The sequence below is a fragment of the Pedobacter sp. Leaf132 genome, assembly GCF_920984695.1.
Lineage (GTDB): Bacteria > Bacteroidota > Bacteroidia > Sphingobacteriales > Sphingobacteriaceae > Pedobacter.
In genome coordinates this window covers 586,044-607,272 of sequence record NZ_CAKLBO010000002.1, presented here as the reverse complement: position 1 = coordinate 607,272, position 21,229 = coordinate 586,044, and the positions used below count along the sequence as shown (strand labels likewise).

Genomic DNA, 21,229 nt, shown 5'->3' with positions numbered 1-21,229 from the left:
TTTGCTTTTTATCTACATTAATAATCGGCTAAACCATAAATTGTTTTTAATTTTTGTTATTAGAGGGCTTTATATCGAATTACTAATCAGCTATCCAACTGTGTGTAAAGGCAAAGAGAAATAAAACACAGAGCCTTTTCCAGGTTCACTTTTAAATTTTAATTGTGCGTTATGGAGTTTTAAAATTGTGGCGCATAAATATAATCCTATACCAAAGCCTGGAATGGATTTAGTCTGCTCATTTTCTACCCGGTAAAATTTCTGAAACATATTTAATTGGTCGTGAGCAGAAATACCAATACCCTGGTCTTTTACGCTGATGGTTACATTTTTCTCATATACTTCGCAAGAAATATATATTGTTCCACCATGTGGTGAATATTTTTGAGCATTGCTAATTAAATTCGTTAACACCAGCGTAATTTTTTCTTCATCAGCAAAAACATTTATTTCAGATAAGCCATCATAAATTATAGAGTGTTTACTGCTTGCAATTTCTGCATTTTCAATACAATCTGTAATCAGTTTTACAACATTAAAGTTCGAATTTTTTGTATTGATTTGTCCGTTTTCAAAACGAGATATATTTAAAAAATCACGAATTAAATGTTCCATTTTTCTGGTTTGCATTTCTGCTTTCACTAAAGCTTTGTGGATAAAATCTTTATCGTTCATTTTAATCAAAGCCATTTGCAGATAAGACTTTAGTGAAGTTAAAGGAGTTTTAAGCTCATGACTTACAAAGCTCACAAATTCGTCTTTATTCTTTTCTATCAGAATTTTTTCAGTAATATCTCTAGCTATTTTCGATAGGCCGATTACATTGCCTTCCAAATCTTTTACCGGCGAAATGCTTAAAGAAACATTAATCAATGTTCCGTCCTTTCTTCGTCTAACGGTTTCAAAATGTTCTACACGAGTTCCTTTTCTAAGCTGAACTAAAATTTTGGGTTCTTCGTCTAATCTATCTTCAGGAATAATTTTAAGTATCGATGTTCCAATCATTTCTTCAGCCGTGTAGCCGAAAATACGCGTGGCTGCCTGATTCCAGCTCATGATGATGCTATTAAAATCTTTACTTATTATCGCATCATCAGATGATTCTACAATGGCAGCCAGGCGTTGCCCAACCGATTCGGCTAGTTTATCTTTAGTGATATCTCTTACAATCTTTGATAAGCCGATTAAATCTCCGTTGGAATTATAAACAGGGGATATGGTTAAGGAAACATCAACCAAAGAGCCATCTTTACGTAAACGCTGGGTTTGAAAATGTTCAATGGAATTGCCTTGCTTAAGCTGTTCTAAAAATTTTAATTCTTGTTCCTGAAGGCTGTCAGGTATCAACTTAAAGATTGAAACGCCAATCATTTCCGCTTCCTCGTATCCAAAAATACGTGAAGCCGCATTGTTCCAGCTCGTAATTGTACCATCTAAGCTTTTGCTTATTATACCGTCATCTGTAGATTCGATAATAGAATTGAGTATAGCACTTTTCTCTTCGGCTCTTCTTAGCTCCTCAATTATTTTCCTCAATTCAGAATTGTTTAATTTAAGCTCCAATTCTTCTTCCTGGTATTGATTTATTTTTTCAAAAATCTCCTTGCGCTCAATCATTCTTAATATTCGAAATAGGATGGAAATATAAATATATCTCTATTAATTTAGGTATTTGATTGGAATAAAAAATTCTTAGATAAAATTATGAGTATTTATTGCAAGCATTTATTTTTAATAATGTGGTTAATCATAAACAACCTGAGTAATTTTACAGCCATTAAAAAGAAACGAATTGTTTAATAATTGAAACGTTATGCTTAGATAAATAAATAATATTAGCTCATATTTATATTTCTAAAAATCTAACCAAAAACACTTTACGAGCAAGTAAAATTACTATGAACATCAAACTAATCATTTCTATCATTTTATTTCTGCTTGTAAAAAATTCTGGCGCACAAACTTTCACCAATCCATTGCTTCCGGCTGGTGCCGACCCTTACAGTTTTTACAAAGATGGCTATTTCTACTATACCCATACCACCGGCAACCGTATAGAATTATGGAAAAGTAAAAGCCTGGAAGGATTAAAAGATGCACCACATAAAACCATTTGGAAAGCACCCGCCAGCGGACCCTATTCTAAACAAATCTGGGCGCCAGAGGTGATGTTTTTGCAAGGTAAATGGTATGCTTATTTTGCTGCTGATGATGGTAAAAACGAAAACCACAGAATGTTTGTACTGGAGAATTCATCTGCCGATCCGATGGCGGGTGAATGGATTTTTAAAGGTCAGATAACCGATAAAACAAATAAATGGGCAATTGATGGAGATGTAGTTGCCATCAAAAATAACTTGTACATGGTTTGGTCTGGTTGGGAAGGCGACACCAATGGAAAGCAGGAAATCTATATCGCCCGATTAAAAAATCCATGGACGGTTGAATCAGAAAGAATCAAGATATCTACGCCGGCTTTTGAATGGGAAAAACATGGCGATTTAAATTCTGCCGATAATCCACCGCATGTAGATGTTAATGAAGGACCTCAGTTTTTAATCCGTGGAAATAAAATCATGGTTGTTTATTCTGCCAGTGGCTGTTGGACTGATTTTTACGCCTTGGGAATGCTATCAGCTGATATTAATTCAGATTTTCTTAATCCAAAATCGTGGGTAAAGAGTACAAAGCCATTATTCAGTAAATCAGAAGAAAATGGCGTTTATGCACCGGGTCATAATTCGTTTTTTAAATCTCCTGATGGAAAAGAAGACTGGATTTTATATCACGCAAATGACAAGCCTGGACAAGGTTGTGGTGGATTTCGATCGCCACGGGCGCAAAAATTTACCTGGAACACAGATGGTACACCAAATTTTGGAATCCCGGTTAAAACCGGTGTTGCGTTAAAAGCGCCATCAATGTAAAAAGATTGCAGTTTAAAATCAATTTCCTTTTTTCATTTGGGCAAAAACTAAGTTCTGTTCGCCATCTATTACCAATAAACCGGCAGATTTTATAACTATTCTTATACAAAAACTGCAAGATTGATTATTACTCATTTAATAAATTAATGTAGCTTGCAAGTATCTTATTATAAGCATTTTACTTATTTTTATTTGGCTGTTTCTGCACCTGCCAATTAATCTATGTTATTTTTTATTTAGATTTTTTCAGATTTAGTGTAACACTTTTTAATAAGTTGCGACTAGAGTATAGAAGCACCTTAAATATTGGAAAATTAAAGCTCTTGCAATTGCCACCTTTAGAACAAACAACCGATAAATATTTGATAGATTTATGCCTTAATGGGCGTGATGAAGGCTATACGGGCTTATACAATCGTTATTCGAGGCAGGTTTATAATTCTATCAGCCGTATTGTAAGCCATAGTGGCGAGGCTGAAGATATTCTTCAAGATACTTTTTGCGCAGTATTTAACGAGGTTGGTAAGCTTGCAAATGTTTCTAGTGTGGAGGCTTGGGTAAGGCGATTGGCAATTAATCGTTCTATTTCTCACATCCGAAAAAGAAAAATGACTTTTTCTGATTTAGGCGAAATGGATATGCCCGATGAAATTGAAGATGGTACCAAAGCTGATATTTTCGATGCAAGGGTTGATGATGTTAGGAAAAGTATAGAGGAATTGCCCGAAGGATATAAAACAATTGTTAACCTGCACATTTTTGAAAAACTTACCCATGAGGAAATTGCAGTGATGCTCGATTTGACAGCAACAAATGTTAGAACTCAATATCATAGGGCTAAAAAGAAGATTTTATTATCATTAAAAGATAAATGTTATTATGAGTGATGAGATAAGAGATTTTGTAGACAGGAACAGGGAGGAATTTGATCACCTTGAAGCGCCGGCTTTTGATTTGGCACGCTTTAAAAATACGCTTCCTAAAAAAGATGTTGTAGTAAAGAAATTGCCTTTTTATAAATCGCCAAAATGGTTGGCAGCAGCATGTATTTTAATTGTGGTGGCTACAAGCTGGTTTGTTTATCAACAAAAAACAGCTGTTGAAACTGTTTACACAAAAACAAAAACGGTAAAAAAAGAAGCAATAATTAATGCTCCTGTTGATGTGGTAAAAGATGCGCAGCCTAAAGCAAATGCTAAAGAAAATCAGGTTTCTTTTGCGAGTTTAAATAGCGAGCCAAAGCAAAAGAAAACTAAACCGAATGTTAATGTTGATGAATATAAGGGGCTGAGAGACAGTAGCTCGGCAAGTATGAGGTTGTTAGCCATTATGGAAATTGAAAAATCGGACAACATCAATAACAAAACAATTGATATGCTTTCCAAAACTTTAAACCACGATGGTAACACTAACGTTAGACTTGCGGCATTGAGTGTGTTGCAAAAATACAGTTTCGATAGTCATGTAGCATCACTTCTGGTAAAATCTTTAGATAAACAAAACGACCCAATAGTTCAGCTTGGCTTGCTTGGCTCTGTTGGAAAAATGAAAAATGTAAATATTGACGAAAAACTTTACGCACTTGCAAATAATCCGGAAACATTTGTAGCCGTAAGGGATGAAGCCAATAAAATATTATTAAATCAAGACAAATTATAAACCTTATTAAAAGAAATAGAAATTATGAAAAAGCAATTTATCGTTCTTCTTTCTTTGCTTTCGATTACGTTATCGGTATCTGCACAGAAAGAATACAAATTAAGTAAATCATCAGGGCAACTAAATATTAATGTTTCTGGTGCCATAATAGAAGGTTACAGTGGAAACGAAATTGTTTTCTCTATGCCAACACGAAAAAATGAAGTTGTGGATGAGAGAGCAAAAGGTTTAAGGGTAATTACAGGTTCCGGCTTTGTAGATAACACAGGCTTAGGAATAGATGTTACTGAAAAAGGTGGTGAAATCGTTGTAAATGCAGTAGACAAAAATCTTGATGGAATTTTAACTATTAAAGTTCCTCAAAACATAAAAATCAAGTTTTCAAATCAAAGTAATATGTATCATTCTGATTTGATGCTGAAAAACCTTAAAAATGAAATCGAAATTTCTACAAGTTATAATAAAATCAAACTTGAAAATAATAGTGGTCCGATGAGTATTAAATCTCTATTCGGAGACATTGATGCTTCATTTCAAAACGAAATTAAAGGCCCGGTTTCTATCATTTCAGTTTATGGCCACGTTGATGTGCTTTTGCCTACTAATGTTAAAGCAAATGTAGAATTGTCTTCTGGTTACGGCAAGCTATATGCTGCTGATGAACTTAAAATTGCGATTGACAAAACTGAAAGAACGCAAACAGAACAACAAGCGAGTGTTAAAAATACCAATGGAAATACGGTAGTGAATGGAATAAGAATTGCCGAAGGTGTGAACACTATGACCAGCACATTTAGCGGTGCAAGAAGTGGTTCGATTAATGGGATTGGTTTAGCAGCTTATGGTGGTCGTAGTTCTGAAGATATTAAAGGAACGATTAATGGTGGCGGCAGCAATTTAATTTTAAAATCGAGCTACGATAATGTTTACCTACGCGTTAAATAACTCTTCAATTTTCTAACGGTTCATATATGCTTCCCGCAAATCTCTGAGCCACTAAAATTCTAAATTATGAAACCAATATTGTTTTGGCTATTTATAGCCATAGTGCCTTGTATTGCCTTTTCTCAAAGCAAAATCGTTAAAAATTATCCGGTTAATAAAGGTCAAACTGTTTCTTTTCATTTTGATTTCCCGAAAACGGTTCGCTTTAGTACCTGGGATAAAAATGAAGTATCAGTAGAAGCCACTGTAAAAGTTGAAGGGGTTGATGATGATAGTGTTTTCAGTATTGAGAAAACTGAATCAGATGGTAAAATCGTTATCAAGAACAAATTGGATATGGAGAAAATTCCATACAGTTATTTTGTAAGTGTAAACGGCGTTAAACATCGTTTTACAAACAAAGCTGATATGGATGTTTTTATGAAGGAGCAAGGTAGTTCTGTAAAATCAAACTATCAAACCAGAGATATTGAAATTGTTATTGATGTAAAATTACCGGCAAGTATTAATACAGAAGTTAACTCTGTTTATGGCTTTGTAGAAGTTCAGGATTTTAAAGGGCCAATTAAAGTTGATGCAACATACGGCGGAATTGAAGCCAAATTAAATCAGCAATTAATTGGAAAGATAAAAATGACCAACCGCTTTGGTAAAATTTATACCAATTTAGATTTAAAACCTAACGAATTAAAAGAAGAGCGTTTCTACACCGCAATAAATGCCACACCAGGTAAAGGACCGAGTTATGATTTCAATTCATCTTACGGGAATATTTACTTAAGAAATCCATAATATTTTAATCTCATTTTATGATTAGGGCTTATAATTGAAATAAATTTTTTGTCAGATGCAACGTTTCAACAATTATTTCGTCTTATCTGAAGTTATAATGCCCTAATCATTCTTTATTTACATCTATCTACCAAATTACATGCGAAATCCTAAATTATCACTCCTCAAAAAAAAATGCTTTCAAATTATCGTCCTTTTCCTTTGCACTCTGTTTTACTCCGTTACGTTTGCACAACAAAACCCAATTGCTGTTAAAGGAGAAGTAATTGATTCAGCATCAAAAAAACCGTTAGAATTTATAACCCTTGCCATTAAAAAAGATGGCGTTGTGGTTAAAACGACTGTCACATCAGAGAAAGGTTTGTTCGAGTTTAGCAACATTGCTTCAGGAAAATATACCTTAACTGCAATAGCCGTTGGTTACAATTCTAAAACGCTAAATTTTGAATTGAATGAAACGAAAAACACCTTCGATGCCGGGAAAATTAGTGTCGCCTCGCAAGTAAACAATCTTAATGAAGTTGCTGTGAATGCTATGCGGCCAATAATTAAGCAAGAAGTTGACAGAATTAGCTATGACATTCAGGCCGATCCGGAAAGCAAAGTTCTGACTGCACTGGATATGATGCGGAAAGTGCCATTGTTATCTTTAGATGCTGATGATAACATCAAACTTAAAGGTAGTGGAAACTATAAAATTCTCATAAACGGAAAACCATCGAGTATGGTTTCCCGAAGTCCGAAAGATGTTTTGCGTAGCATGCCAGCATCATCTATTCAAAAAATAGAGGTGATTACAACACCACCGGCAAAATATGATAGTGAGGGTTTAGCTGGTATCATTAACATCATCACTAATAAAAAAATTGATAATGGTTATAGTGGAAGCTTAAATCTTCGTCACCAATTTCCCGTTGGCGGTCCTGGAATTGGTGGTTTTTTAACCGTAAAGCAAGGTAAACTGGGTATTACAGCTTATGGCGGTACCGGTTTTTATTCGTCACCAGAAACTCAGAACACAAATACCAGAACAACCTTAGGTGCTAATCCATCAGAATTAATAAATATCGGTAGAAGAAAGTTTGATAATAATTACCGTTATGGTGGTGCAGAAATTAGTTTTGAAATTGATACGCTTAATCTGATAACTGCAGAGATTAACCCATACAGCGGCTACAATAAATCTACTAATAATCAGACTTTTAGATTAAGTTCTCCAGCGCAACTTACCGCTTACGATTTATTGGGACAAAACCGCTTTGATTGGAATGGTTTGGATATGACTTTGAACTATCAGCTAGGTTTTAAAAGTAATAAAGAGCGTTTGCTAACTTTCTCATACAAATTTAATAATGGGGGCAACCCGCAGAGAAATGAGTTAACATTCTCTAACAGACAAAATTTTACGGAACCAAATTATATACAGCAAAATGATAGCCGTTCAAAAGAGCAAACCATTCAGTTAGATTACGTGCATCCGGTAGGAAAATTAAATATTGAAGGTGGTTTGAAAGGAATTTTGAGGGATAACAATAGTAATTTTGAGTACAGACAACTTAATGCCGGCACCGGAGGATTTGAAATTGTACCAGCAAGAACAAATATTTTTGATAACAATCAGGATGTTATTGGCGCCTACAATTCCTACTCATACAACCTTACTAATTGGGGTTTTAAAGCTGGCGTTCGGATTGAAGAAACGTTTGTAAAAGCTGATTTTATCAGCAATGCTTCGAATGTTAATACCGATTATTTTAACATTATACCATCATTTTCTGTAAATCGGAAGTTTAAAAATCAAAGCAATTTAAATTTTGGTTTTACACAGCGTATCGAGCGACCGGGAATTGATAATTTAAATCCTTTTGTTGACCGTTCTATTCCAAATTTTGAATCAACCGGAAATCCAGACTTAAAAGCTGTTTTGAGTAATAATTTTGAATTGACGTACAGCCGATTTAAGAAAGGCTCTATAAATGCCGGTTTAGCCTACAGTTTTGCTAATAATACCATACAAACAATATCTATTTACAACGATGTTAATAAAATTACCAGAACAAGTTTCGCCAACGTTGGTAGAAATAAAAACTTGGGTTCCAACATAAATATAAATTATCCATTAACCACAAAGTGGAATTTAAGCTTAAGCGGCAACCTTGGCTATGCCTGGTTGGAAGGCACAATTAATGGTGTGTTGACTAAAAATGAAGGTGTTTCTGGATATGTTTATTTAAACACAGGTTATAAATTTGAAAAGCAATGGCGAGCAAATGCAAGTTTTAATTATAGCAGTGCTGATGTTTTATTACAAGGCCGTTCTGGTGAATATTATTACATGTCGTTTAGTGGAAGCAAGGAAATTATTAAAGATAAGTTAACGATTTCGGCAGGTATAAATAATCCATTTATAAAATACCGAATTTATGAAACGCTAACTGAAGGACCAAATTTTACACAGCGTTACCGTGGCGAAAACTACAATCGTTCGTTTAACATGAGTTTAAACTGGAAATTTGGAAAGCTGAAGGATTCTATTAAAAAGAGCCAAAGAAGCATCAGTAATGATGATGTGAAATCAAGCGGTAGCAAATCAGGAAGTTAATGTTGTAAAGCTGAACATTACGCTGTTATGGATTGGTTTTACACATCATCGTCATTCTCGCGAAAGCGGGAATCCTAAAGCGTAACGAAATAATATTATGCTTTAATATGCCCATTCAAGCTGAGCATGACGACCTCTCTAAATATTATTTCTTCAATACTTACTCATTCAATAAACTATCCACTTCCTTATTAAACTCCTCTACAAATGCAGTATAGAATTTTCCGGTTGCTGGTCCGCTGTAACCTGTATGAATCTTCGCAACTTCGCCATTTTTGTTAATAAATATGGTTGTTGGGAACGATAAGAAGTTATTCAATGCAGGTAAAGATTCAGAAACTAATTTTTTATCTGGTTTACCGGCAATCACCTGGTCGTATTTTATATCAAACTTCTCACGGAAACCGTTAATGGCTTTCTTTAAATAAGCAGAATCCAATTGTCTTTCGTAATGGATTGCAATTACTTCAACACCTCTCTTCTTGTTTTCCTTGTACCAAGGTGCAATAAATGAGGCTTCATCAACGCAATTTGGGCACCATGTTCCGGTAATGGTTATGATAACAGGTTTACCACGGTATTTTTCATCACTCAGTGAAATCTTTTTTCCGTTAACATCCGGAAAAGAAAAGTCTAAAGTTTTGTAACCCTCTTTCAAATAGGTAAGTTTGTAAGCATCAGGTAACTCAGCATTCTGGTTTTGGATACCTGTAAAAGCTATACTTCCTCTTGAATTTATAGATTCTCCGGTAATTTCTCCTTTTTGAGAAAAACTGCCTTTGTAGTAAGCAGGAGCCATGCCGATAAAACTGGATAAGTAAAAGTTATTACCTTCCACTATACCTTCAAGATAACGCGAATCTCCTGTAACTCTTAAAAAAGTTCCTGTTAATTTATCACCTGTTTGCTTAAAAACACCAACAGATTTTTCGTCTTTTCCGCTCGGATTTTTGAAAGTGACAGCATAAGTGCCAGAAAAATTTGCTGCAGGTTTTTCTCCAGAATTTTTAAACCTAAAATTTTCACCTCTTTTTGCAATTAAAACCAGTGGTTTTCCAGAATTATCTTGCTTTCTTAACGTACCTGTTAAAGAATCGCCTATAAGCTTTACCGCAATTTCGTTATCAAACTGGTCTAATTTTATACTTAAAGAATCTTCCTTCTGATAGACTTTCCCACCATCAAAACGTTCATCGCCATTAAGAAAAACTATTTTGTCATTATTAATTTCGAAGTTAAAAGGAACTTCTACACCAGGCTTAATTTGAAAAAGACCTCTCCAATTGCCATTTGCAGTTTTGTTAACTGTTGATGATATTTTAGATGGTTGCAGTTTTTTATTGGTTTGGGCATGTGCATTTATTATGCTTAAGCCCAAGCTTAATATGATGAGTATCGACTTTATTTTCATGGGATGATTTTTAATTCCGGCTCAAAGGTAAGCACTTAAAATAATATTTTCAATAAAATCTATAGAATTTGTAGACTATTAAAAAAATATACTATCTTTGCAGCAGTTATTTTAAAATGCTTATCGAGAAAGGTGGAGGGAATGGCCCTTTGAAACCTTAGCAACCAGCCTTATTTGGGTATGGTGCTAATTCCAACCCGTAAAGGGGTAGTTAAGTCAGTTTGATGCCAAGTAAATATTGATGACAATATATGAGAGCACTTCTGATTTTTCGGAAGTGCTTTTTTTATAAAAGTATTTCTTTGGAATGAAACGATTTGCTTTTTAAATGGCTCTTAAAAAATATTTAAATGAAAAAACCTGACGAGCAAAAGTTAAAAATTTCTACAGTTCCTAACTGTAAAACCATCCGAATGTGCATGGAGCTATGTTGTAGCTCATAAAGCTGAGCGCTAAGCTCCCAAATCTAAGATCAATTTAATGTTACAAAAAAATCGACACAGAGCGATGTGGCATTGCTTTGCCTAAAAAATCAAAAGTATAATTAATCATTTCTAATTAAGTTAACATGTATAAAAAAGTAAAGCTATCAGCATTTTTGTTTTTGCTATTGCTATCTACATTTGTTCGTGCTCAAAATATAGCAGTATCGGGCACTGTTAAAGACGCCACCGGAGAGGTTTTGCCGGGCGTTTCTGTATTTGTAAAAGGAACAAAACAAGCCGTTATATCAAATAATGAGGGTGCATTTACCTTAAACCTAAATGGTAAGGGAACACTTGTTTTTTCTTATATCGGCTACACAACTAAAGAAGTTGAAGTTTTATCAAGTACATCATCACTATCTGTTGTATTAAGTGATGCAAATAATTCGTTGGATGAAGTTGTAGTTACAGCCTTAGGCATCTCTAAGCAGAAAAAATCTTTAGGATATGCCGTTCAGGAGCTTAAAGGAGAAAATCTGGCCGAAGCCAAAGAAACAAATTTAGTTAATGCGCTTGCGGGTAAAGTTGCGGGTGTAAGGGTTACGAACAGTCAGGGCGATATGGGTTCATCCAGAATTGTAATTCGTGGAGAAACTTCAATTTCTGGGAATAACCAACCGCTTTTTGTTATCGATGGAATACCGGTTGATAATTCGCAGCTAAATTCTGCCGGAGCTAGAGATTACGCCAACACTATTTCAGATATCAACCCAAATGATATTGAATCGATGAGCGTGTTAAAAGGTCCAAATGCTGCGGCTTTGTACGGTTCTCGTGCTGCGGCTGGTGTAATCATCATCAAAACAAAATCGGGTAAAACTAAAAAAGGGTTGGGCGTAACTTTTAATTCAAATGCTGTAATAGAAAGTTTGCTAACGCTTCCAAAATATCAAAACGTATTTGGACAAGGCTCCGAAGGTAAATTTAGTTATGTTGATGGTAAAGGTGCAGGGATTAATGATGGTGTTGATGAAAGCTGGGGTCCAAGAATGAACGGACAGCTTATACCTCAGTTTTTTTCTAAAGGCGTAGCCGTTCCATTTGAGGCACATCCGGATAATGTTCGCGATTTCTTTGAAACAGGTTATGCCTTAACCAATGGTTTATCAATTGAAGATGCTGGCGAAAAATTTGATTATCGCTTATCTTACAATAACCTTAAACAGGTTGGTATTGTTCCAAACTCTGGACAAGGGAAAAACTCCTTTGCTTTAAATACAACCTTAAGAATCAATCCAAAACTAACTTTAACAGCTAATGCAAATTACAGCAAGCTTGGTTCTGATAATTTATCGGGTACGGGCGGTTCTCGCTCTACAAGTACCATGCTTCAATTCACCTGGTTTGGCAGGCAAGTAGATATTAATCGCCTAAAAAACTATTTAGATGAGAACGGAAATACGTTTAACTGGAACAATAGTTACTACAGCAATCCATATTGGGTGGCTTATGAAAATACAGTTTCTCAAAACAGAAACCGAATTATAGGTAGTATTGGCTTAAATTATAAAATTATTGAAGGCTTAAATTTTAACTTCCGTACCGGAACAGATTATTATAACGATAGAAGAAAGATTAAAATAGCTTATGGTACAAATGGTACGCCATTCGGTTCTTACACAGAAAGTGCTTTTACCGTTAACGAAAATAATACTGATGCGACTTTAAATTATAGCAAACAGCTTAATGATGATTTTAGTGTAGAGGCATTATTAGGTACAAACATTCGCTCACGCTACATTGAGCAAAACGACCAAAGTGCGCCAAGATTAGCTGTTGCAGGTTTATATACGCTTAGTAATTCAAGAGATCCTTTAACATCTTCTAACAATTATAGCAAGCTAAAATCATATAGTGGTTATGCTTCTGCGCAAATTGGATTTAGAAATTACTTGTATGCAAATATTACTGCCCGTAACGATTGGTCATCTACACTTCCGGCGCAAAACAGGTCTTATTTTTATCCTTCATTTAATGGAAGTTTTGTAATTACCGAGGCTTTTGACATTAAAAGCGATGTGCTTGATTACGCCAAACTTAGAGGAGGTTGGTCTAAAGTTGGTAAAGATGCAGACCCTTACCGCTTAATTAATACCTACGCTTTTGGTGCGCCATTTGGTACTAATCCACAACTTACGGCATCTACAACAGATCTAAATCCGGATTTAAAACCTGAAACAACTACTTCATCAGAATTAGGTGCAGAAGCAGTTTTATTTAAAAGACGTATCCTTTTAGATGTAAGTTTATACAATACCAATAGTTATGATCAAATTTTAAGTGTTGATGTTAGTCCGAGTACAGGATTTAGATCCAAGCTCCTTAATGCCGGAAAAATCAACAACAAAGGAATTGAAGTTCAATTAGGCATTACACCTGTTAAAAAAGCTTTTGTTTGGGATGTTGATGTAAATTATGCTGCAAACAGAAGTAAAGTTATCGAATTGGATAAAGCCGGCTTATTGCAAAACTATGTTGTGGCAACCAATTCAGCACAAGTTATTGCAGCCGTTGGTCAGCCTTACGGAACACTTTTTGGAAATGCATTTTTGAGAGATGGCAGTGGCAATATTGTTGTTAATGCAACCGGTGCACCTCAAACAGACCCAACTAAAAGGGTTTTGGGTAAATATACACCAGATTGGATTGGTGGAATTTCGAACACTTTTACTTACAAAAATTTAAGTTTAGGCGTTTTAATTGATGCTAGCTTTGGCGGTTCTATTTATAACGGTACTTACGCAACCGGAATTTATACTGGTGTTTTGGAATCAACTTTGCCTGGTCGTGCTGCCGAATTTGGTGGAATTTCTTATTATTATCCAGGTAATTTAAAAGCAAACGGAACAGTAAGAGTAACCGCAAATAATACAGCTCCTGCAGGTGTTACGGTTTATGATGATGGTATGATCTTCGAAGGTGTAACAGCCGATGGTAAAAAGAACGAAAAAATTCTTCCTGCTCAACAGTATTATAAATCTTTCCGTACAATAGATGAGGCAAATATTTTCGATGCTTCTTATGTAAAACTTCGTGAGGTTAGGCTAAGTTATAATCTTCCTGCTAAATGGCTTAAACCATTAAGCTTGCAAGGTGTTTCGGTAGCGCTTGTTGGTCGTAATCTAGCAATTCTTCATCGTAATGTTACCGATATCGATCCCGAAGTTGCATTCAACACAGGAAACGGTCAGGGTTTAGAAAGCCTTTCTAATCCAACCACACGTACCTATGGTATAAATCTTAACATCAAATTTTAAATCCCATGAAAAAGAATATTATATACAGCTTTTTATCTTTATCGCTTTTGCTGGCTTCATGTGCCAAAGAATTGGATGAAGTGAACATCAATCCAAATGCTACAGAAAATGCACAGCCCGACTATTTGTTAACGGCAGCCATTAAAAACACAACCGATGCCTATTGGGGCACAACGAATAACATGAACTCCAGTTTGCTGTTTGCTCAACATTGGGCAAAAGTTCAGTACACTGAAGAGGATAGGTTTATTTACTCAAATAGCAGTTTCACATCATTATGGTCTACGCTTTATTCGCAAAGTATAACCGGATTCAATAAAATCATCGAAATTGGGAATGCAACAAGTAATTCAAACTATAAAGGTGTTGCACTTACCTTACGTTCCTGGTCATTTTTGCTGTTAACTGATGCTTATGGCGATATTCCTTATAGTCAGGCAGGGAAATTAAACGAATACATCACTCCGGTTTACGATAAACAAAAAGATGTTTATTTTGGCTTGCTGGATGATTTAAAGGTGGCGAAAACTGCTTTAGACCCGAATGGAAAGGCAATTGCAGGAGATATTATTTATAGTGGCAACATCACAAAGTGGAAGAAATTTGCCAACTCGCTAAGGTTAAGAATCGCTTTGCGCATTGCGGATAAAGAGCCAGGAAAAGCTAAACAGGTTTTAGATGAGATTAAAGCCGATGGCGATTTATTTATCAGTGATAATACAGATATCGCACAGCTGATTTACCAGATTTCTCCGCAACAAAATCCAGTTAGTGCACAGTTTGATACTCGTGATGATTACCGCATCAGCAAAACAATTGTAGATAACTTATTTGCCTTGAATGATCCACGTTTATCTGTCTATGCAAGTAAAACACAAACGGCTACACCTCAGGAGTATGTAGGCTTGCCAAATGGATTAACAAATTCTGAGGCAAGTAATCTTGGCTTTGCCAGAACATCAAAACCTGGCGCTTATTTTCTTGCACCGCAATCTCCGGCAGTTATTTTCAGTTATGCTGAATTACTTTTTGATAGAGCGGAAGCTGCTGCAAGGGGTTTAACGTCAGAAAATGCTGCTGATTTGTACAAGCAAGGCATTACTGCCTCATTAAAACAATTTTCTGTTAGTGATGCTGCAGCTTCAACTTATCTTGCGCAAGCGGCCGTACAATATGACGCATCTAATTACAAAAAATCAATTGGCGAACAAAAGTGGATTGCTTTATTTGGACAAGGTTTAGAAGCGTGGGCAGAACGTAGAAGGTTAGATTATCCACAATTAACGGCATCTGTAAATACGGTGCTTAACGGACAAATACCGGTTCGTTTCATATATCCTGGTACAGAGCAATCTTTAAACGGACAAAGCTACAGGAATGCAGTCGCAAGTCAGGGAGCAGATTTGCTAACTACAAAATTGTGGTTTGATGCGAATTAGTAGGGTTTAGTTTTTTTTTATTTTGAAAGCAGTTCTTTTACAGGGCTGCTTTTTTTATTTTATGATTGAAAGGAAACTCTTTTCTTTACTTTCAAGGGGGGTATTCTAAATATTAGGCATGTTTTGTCTTCGCCAGACAGGCTTTTTCTTTTGTCTTGATACAAAAGAAACAAAAAATCAAGGCTGGCATCTTTTGCTGCATAAAGCGAAGAAAATACGGATAGCGGACATGTGAGGTCCCGAAGAAAAATCGGGACTGCAAATCTCCTTGGTTAATCGTAGAATGAAATAAGTACAAGTATTTTCTTGCTTTCTGCTTCCAAAATCTGCTAGACCGGATAGCATGGAGCGAATGCTATAACGCAATTTCGTCATTGCCTGCCTTCGGTAGGTAAGCTAGGCTGATTTTTCATCAGCCGTGGCAATCTCTTTTTAATGTTTAAAAATGTTTAGGAAAAACTTCCTTTTCTGATTTCAAGGGGATTTTATTCTAAATAGTAGGCATGTTTTTGTCTTCGCCAGACTGGCTTTTTCTTTTGTCTTGATACAAAAGAAACAAAAAATCAAGGCTGGCATCTTTTGGCGCATAAAGCGAAGAAAATACGGATAGCGGATATTTGAGGTCCCGAAGAAAAATCGGGACTGCAAATCTCCTTGGTTAATCGGAGAATGAAATAAGTACAAGTATTTTCTTGCTTTCTGCTTCAAAAATCTGCTAGGCCGGATAGCATGGAGATAATGCTATAACGCAATTTCGTCATTGCTTTCCTTCGGTAGGCAAGCGAGGCTGATTTTTCATCAGCCGTTGCAATCTCTTTTTAAAGTTTAAAAACGTTTAAGAAAAACTTCCTTTTCTGATTTCAAGGGGATTTCATTCTAAATATTAGTCATGTTTTTGTCTTTGCCAGACAGGCTTTTTCTTTTGTCTTGATACAAAAGAAACAAAAAATCAAGGCTGGCATCTTTTGTTGCATAAAGCGAAGAAAATACGGATAGCGGATATTTGAGGTCCCGAAGAAAAATCGGGACTGCAAATTTCCTTGGTTAATCGGAAAATGAAATTAGTGCAAGTATTTTCTTGCTTTCTGCTTCCAAAATCTGCTAGGCCGGATAGCATGGAGTGAATGCAAACTCCCGATTTCGTCATTGCCTGCCTTCGGTAGGTAAGCTAGGCTGATTTTTCATCAGCCGTGGCAATCTCTTTTTAATGTTTAAAAACGTTTAGGAAAAATTGCCTGTATTATTTTCAAAGAAGTTCTGTTTCGAGAAATTAAAATATGAACCTAAGCCATTCATCGCCATTGTAAAATATAGATTGATACTTGAGGAATATTCATAATTAAAATTACTTTAGTTAAATGAATCTACCCAAATATTTCTTGCTAATCATTTCAGTACTTTTTATTAACTTTTCCTTTGCACAAAATATAATCAAACCGGTAATTCCTGGTGACTTTGCCGATCCATCAGTCATCAAAGCTAAAGACACTTATTATGCTATTGGCACATCATCAGAATGGGCACCACATTTTCCAATCTATACCTCAAAAAATTTAAAAAGCTGGAAACAGTCTGGTTATGTCTTCGATAAGGCACCGGAATGGACTTCAGGCTCTTTTTGGGCACCAGAATATGTTTATCACCAAGGAACTTATTTCATCTATTATACAGCGAGGAGAAAGAAAGATAATATTTCTTGCATTGGCGTTGCAACATCCAAATATCCGGATAGAGATTTTGTAGATCATGGCGTAATTATCGACCATGGAAAAGAAGCTATTGATGGTTTTGTTTTTGCTGAGAATGGTATTCGGTACATTACTTATAAAGCTTATGGACTTGATAAAAGACCAATCGAAATTTTAGGCATCAAACTTTCTGATGATGGCTTAAAAACAGAAGGCGAAACATTTTCTATGATGAAAGATGACGCTGGTAAGGGTCTAGAAGGGCAAAGCTTTATGAAAGTTGGCGATTATTTTTATATGTTTTATTCTGCAGGAGCTTGTTGTGGAATTCAATGTGATTATAATGTTGGCGTGGCTCGTTCAAAATCGTTCAAAGGACCTTATGAAAAGTATGCTCAAAACCCGATTTTATCCGAAAATAGCGATTGGAAATGCTCCGGGCATGGTACTTTTGTAAAGGGAGATAATGAAAAAGATTACTACTTATATCATTCTTATAACAAAAAAACTACTGTTTTTTCTGGCAGGCAAGGTATGTTAGCAGAATTAATATGGCCAGAAAAAAATGGCTGGCCAAAGTTTAAAGAAGTTTCAGCACCAAATACTAATCAAAACTTAACTTTCAATTTTAATGATAAAAATGTAAGTCGGAGCTGGCAATGGGATTTTCGAAATTCTACACCTATAATTTCACAACTAAATGGTAAATTAAAAATATCAGGCGCTATTTCGAGCTCAAATTTAACTGGTATCGTAATAACGGTTCGCCCGGTTTCTGCAGTATTTGAAGCTACTACAACTGTAAGTAATTCAAACGATGCGCAAAAAGGCATCTGTTATTATGGCGATGCGGGCGCTGCAATTGGTCTTAGTGTTTCTGGTAATCAAGTGCAATTCTGGAAAGTTCAGAATAAAGAAAAAACTGTTTTATCAAATCAAAAAATTAGTGGAAAGGGTAGTATAGAATTAAAATTTAAGGTAAATCCTAATTTAGAAGTAAGCACATTTTACAAACAAGGTGCAGATGATTGGAAAACACTTAATTCTGATAACAAAGTTGATGTAAATTTTCTCCCACAATGGGATAGAAGTCCACGAATTGGTTTGAACTTTAATGGTAAACCTCAGGAATTTGCTGAATTTTCAACTTTCGAATTAAAATATTTTTAGTAGTTATACAAGTATTTGTTGTACAGTTAATTAGAGTTATATTAGTTTTTAAATCTCATTCTAAATTTAAAGCTATGTCAGTTTATAAAATCGTTACCAGCCTTACGGCCAATACTTATAAAACTGTTCCTGCGGCCTCAAAAAAAGGTGGTAACAACACATTGCTAATGGGCTCTTATGTTAAGCTTTTAGGGCAAAGCCAAAATAATTTTTCGTTGGTTAGTGCTTTCGGAATTGATGGTTGGATTGACAATGCAGACATTGGTGACGAACCAGGCTTAAAGATTTTTTTCGTAGATGTTGGTCAGGGTGATGGTGCTTTAATTGAGGTTGGCAACAATTTTAAAATGCTTATTGATGGCGGACCAGGCAATAATATGGCGGCTTATTTAAACAAATGGCAATACACTTATTACCATAATTTAAATCAGAAAGTTCATATTAATTACATTATTGTTAGTCATTTTGATAAAGACCATTACGAGTGTTTAATTGATATTATTAATGATGTGCGGTACACATTCGGTACAATTTTACATAATGGAATTGCAAAATTTAACGAGGATAATGAGAACTTTGCTACACTCTTTAATTGCGGTTTAGGTAAGAAAGAGAAAATTGAAGGTAAATCTTTTTTAACAACCACTTTTGATAGTATTGAAGACTTGAACAAACTTAAAGATACTGGAATGATGCAGCGATTGCATGAAAAATTCTGTTTTGCAGTATCAAATGCCAAAAAAGAGGGGCGTTTAAAATCTTTCAAACGTGTTGATCATAAAACCCGAACCATCAATTTAAATGAGTTTACAAACGTAGATTTTAAACTCGATATATTGGGTCCGGTTACGGCAAAAGTTGATGATAAAACCGCTTTTGATTATTTTAAAGATGATGCCCATACCGTTAACGGACATAGCGTTGTTGTAAAATTAATCTACGGAAAAAGAAGCTTTTTATTTGGCGGCGATTTAAACATTCCATCAGAAGAACATCTTTTGAAGCATTATAGAACCGATAATCCTTTCAGGGTTGATGTTGCGAAATCCTGTCATCATGGTGCATCAGAATTTACTGTTGATTTTATGAAACAGGTGAGTCCGATTGCTACGGTAATTTCATCTGGCGATAATGAAAGTTACGCACATCCAAGGGCAGATGCAATTGGATGCGCAGGGAAGTATTCAGTTTCAGATAGACCACTAGTGTTTTCTACCGAACTTGCCCGTTCTATTAACTCAGCCAATGAAATCAAATTTGGAATGATAAACCTAAGATGCAATGGCACCGATTTTATTATGGCACAAATGAAAGAAGTTGCCAGGCAAGGTTCGGTATGGGATTTATACAACCCGAAATAACAAAAATCATTATCTATCTATTATCATATATTTGCTCCTTTGCATCAAACCTATCTAATTTTATGAAGTTTAAATTATCCATCATTTTATGTTTTTGTGTAATACTTATAGCCGCTAAAAGTAGTTTTGCGGCAACGGTTGATACCGTTTTAACCCGCAGTAACGCAATGAAAAAAGATATAAAAGCTGCAGTTGTTAAGCCAAACGGATACAGCAACGGCACAAAATATCCTGTACTGTATCTTTTGCATGGTGCCGGTGGCAAATTTTCTGATTGGATAATCAATACACCAAATAAAGAAACGGTTAAAAACCTATCCGACCAACACAACATAATTGTAGTTTGCCCTGACGGAGGCGTTACCAGCTGGTATTTCGATATTCCGGAAGACGCAAAATATAAATATGAAACTTATGTTGCTACTGAACTGGTTAATTATGTTGATGCTAATTATTCGACCATACAAGATAGAACCGGACGAGCCATTACCGGTTTAAGTATGGGCGGGCATGGTGGTTTGTACCTTGCATTTCGCCATCAAGATATTTTTGGCGCTTGCGGGAGCATGAGCGGTGGGGTAGACATCAGACCTTTTCCTGAGAATTGGGATTTGTATAAAAGATTAGGCAAATACAGTGAACATCCTGAACGTTGGGAAGCAAACACGGTTGTGAATTTAACGCATCTATTAACACCAAATAAACTTGCCATAATAATTGATTGTGGAACCGGCGATTTTTTTTATAAAGTAAATGTAGCACTTCATGATAAGCTTTTGGATAGAAATATTCCACATGATTTCATTACCAGACCAGGCGTTCATAATTTTGAATATTGGGGTAATGCTGTTGTTTATCAAGCCTTATTTTTTAGCCGGTACTTCGAAAAGAACAAGAAAAACTAATTGTTAGTCTTTTTAGAATTCTCATAAAATGCTCCTGAGATTTATTTGAAAGTTTTTAAAACTTAATTTCTTACAATGTGGTTGTCTTTTTATCTATGAAAGCAAATACAACCCCTAAAACCCCCATAAATTATTTAGTAAATAGCCTCGCAAAATCAAGAACCTTAAAGAGAACGATTGGACCTGGTTTTTCAATCATAAATAGTTTAATGAGGGCAAACTTTACTAAAAAGGGTTCAACACCTTTTAGTTTACAGAGAAATATTGAGTTTGGAGCTGCTGGTGCTATTGCGGCATATAACCTTTACAAAGGCATCAAAAAACATAAAAAACATTTGGTTTTTCAGGCTGCAATGATTGGTATAGCGATTACCGGTTTACTAATTTTATCTGCTGCTGAAAAGAATAAGGTTGCAGAGAATAGTATAAAAGCCTAAATTCTTCTTATTCACTCATTATATTAGCCATTTCTTCCCTTTATCGCATCAATTTTATTTTCCTATCTTACAGTTAATTATGTAGGTATGCATAAAATTTATGTCTGATTATTTGCTTGCTAAAAATATTAGTATACTTTTGCCTTATTCT

Annotated in this window: 14 protein-coding genes and 1 riboswitch; of the genes, 12 read left to right on the top strand and 2 right to left on the bottom strand. The window is 35.3% G+C overall.

Translation table 11 applies throughout. From position 1 onward, the window contains the following. Window positions 1-90: 90 nt before the first annotated feature. Window positions 91-1,617, bottom strand: a complete 1,527-nt coding sequence (locus LUA86_RS06435) for a PAS domain S-box protein (protein ID WP_231459790.1) — start codon at window positions 1,615-1,617, stop codon at window positions 91-93. Between the two features lie 281 nt (window positions 1,618-1,898). Between LUA86_RS06435 and LUA86_RS06430 the strand changes: the two genes are divergently transcribed. The 6 genes from LUA86_RS06430 (at window position 1,899) to LUA86_RS06405 (ending at window position 8,925) form a co-directional block, all read left to right on the top strand. Further along, the gene (locus LUA86_RS06430) at window positions 1,899-2,927 is read left to right on the top strand and encodes a family 43 glycosylhydrolase (RefSeq protein WP_231459789.1); all 1,029 of its coding nucleotides are present in this window, start codon (window positions 1,899-1,901) and stop codon (window positions 2,925-2,927) included. Between the two features lie 329 nt (window positions 2,928-3,256). Beyond that, a complete protein-coding gene (locus LUA86_RS06425; RefSeq protein ID WP_231459788.1) occupies window positions 3,257-3,814 on the top strand; it encodes an RNA polymerase sigma factor in 558 nt (185 codons plus the stop codon). Beyond that, entirely contained in the window at window positions 3,807-4,586 is a 780-nt protein-coding gene (locus tag LUA86_RS06420) for a HEAT repeat domain-containing protein (protein WP_231459787.1), read from the top strand. Before LUA86_RS06425 ends, LUA86_RS06420 begins: the two co-directional genes overlap by 8 nt. 24 nt (window positions 4,587-4,610) lie before the next feature. After that, entirely contained in the window at window positions 4,611-5,531 is a 921-nt protein-coding gene (locus LUA86_RS06415; protein WP_231459786.1) for a DUF4097 family beta strand repeat-containing protein, read from the top strand. Window positions 5,532-5,597: 66 nt separating this feature from the next. After that, complete coding sequence (locus LUA86_RS06410) at window positions 5,598-6,323, top strand: hypothetical protein (protein ID WP_231459785.1); 726 nt, start codon at window positions 5,598-5,600, stop codon at window positions 6,321-6,323. A gap of 139 nt (window positions 6,324-6,462) precedes the next feature. Further along, window positions 6,463-8,925: an outer membrane beta-barrel family protein gene (locus LUA86_RS06405; protein ID WP_231459784.1), complete on the top strand. Its 2,463-nt coding sequence runs from the start codon at window positions 6,463-6,465 to the stop codon at window positions 8,923-8,925. A 160-nt stretch (window positions 8,926-9,085) separates the two neighbouring features. Here LUA86_RS06405 and LUA86_RS06400 read toward each other — a convergent pair whose 3' ends face one another. Then, window positions 9,086-10,336: a peroxiredoxin gene (locus LUA86_RS06400; protein ID WP_231459783.1), complete on the bottom strand. Its 1,251-nt coding sequence runs from the start codon at window positions 10,334-10,336 to the stop codon at window positions 9,086-9,088. A 117-nt stretch (window positions 10,337-10,453) separates the two neighbouring features. Continuing rightward, a riboswitch (SAM riboswitch) is annotated at window positions 10,454-10,554 on the top strand. Window positions 10,555-10,904: 350 nt separating this feature from the next. On the opposite strand from LUA86_RS06400, the gene LUA86_RS06395 reads away from it, so the two are divergent. The 6 genes from LUA86_RS06395 (at window position 10,905) to LUA86_RS06370 (ending at window position 21,078) form a co-directional block, all read left to right on the top strand. Then, window positions 10,905-14,078 carry a SusC/RagA family TonB-linked outer membrane protein gene (locus LUA86_RS06395; protein WP_231459782.1) on the top strand — a complete coding sequence of 1,058 codons (3,174 nt, stop codon included), beginning with the start codon at window positions 10,905-10,907 and terminating at the stop codon, window positions 14,076-14,078. Window positions 14,079-14,083: 5 nt separating this feature from the next. Next, on the top strand, window positions 14,084-15,517 hold the full coding sequence (locus LUA86_RS06390) for a SusD/RagB family nutrient-binding outer membrane lipoprotein (RefSeq protein ID WP_231459781.1): 1,434 nt from the start codon (window positions 14,084-14,086) through the stop codon (window positions 15,515-15,517). A 1,358-nt stretch (window positions 15,518-16,875) separates the two neighbouring features. Next, window positions 16,876-18,375, top strand: coding sequence for a glycoside hydrolase family 43 protein (locus tag LUA86_RS06385; RefSeq protein WP_231459780.1), 1,500 nt, complete (start codon window positions 16,876-16,878; stop codon window positions 18,373-18,375). 74 nt (window positions 18,376-18,449) lie between these two features. Beyond that, on the top strand, window positions 18,450-19,736 hold the full coding sequence (locus tag LUA86_RS06380; RefSeq protein ID WP_231459779.1) for a ComEC/Rec2 family competence protein: 1,287 nt from the start codon (window positions 18,450-18,452) through the stop codon (window positions 19,734-19,736). 62 nt (window positions 19,737-19,798) lie between these two features. After that, window positions 19,799-20,641, top strand: a complete 843-nt coding sequence (locus tag LUA86_RS06375; RefSeq protein ID WP_231459778.1) for an alpha/beta hydrolase family protein — start codon at window positions 19,799-19,801, stop codon at window positions 20,639-20,641. A gap of 95 nt (window positions 20,642-20,736) precedes the next feature. Beyond that, a complete protein-coding gene (locus LUA86_RS06370) occupies window positions 20,737-21,078 on the top strand; it encodes a hypothetical protein (protein ID WP_231459777.1) in 342 nt (113 codons plus the stop codon). Window positions 21,079-21,229 lie beyond the last annotated feature (151 nt).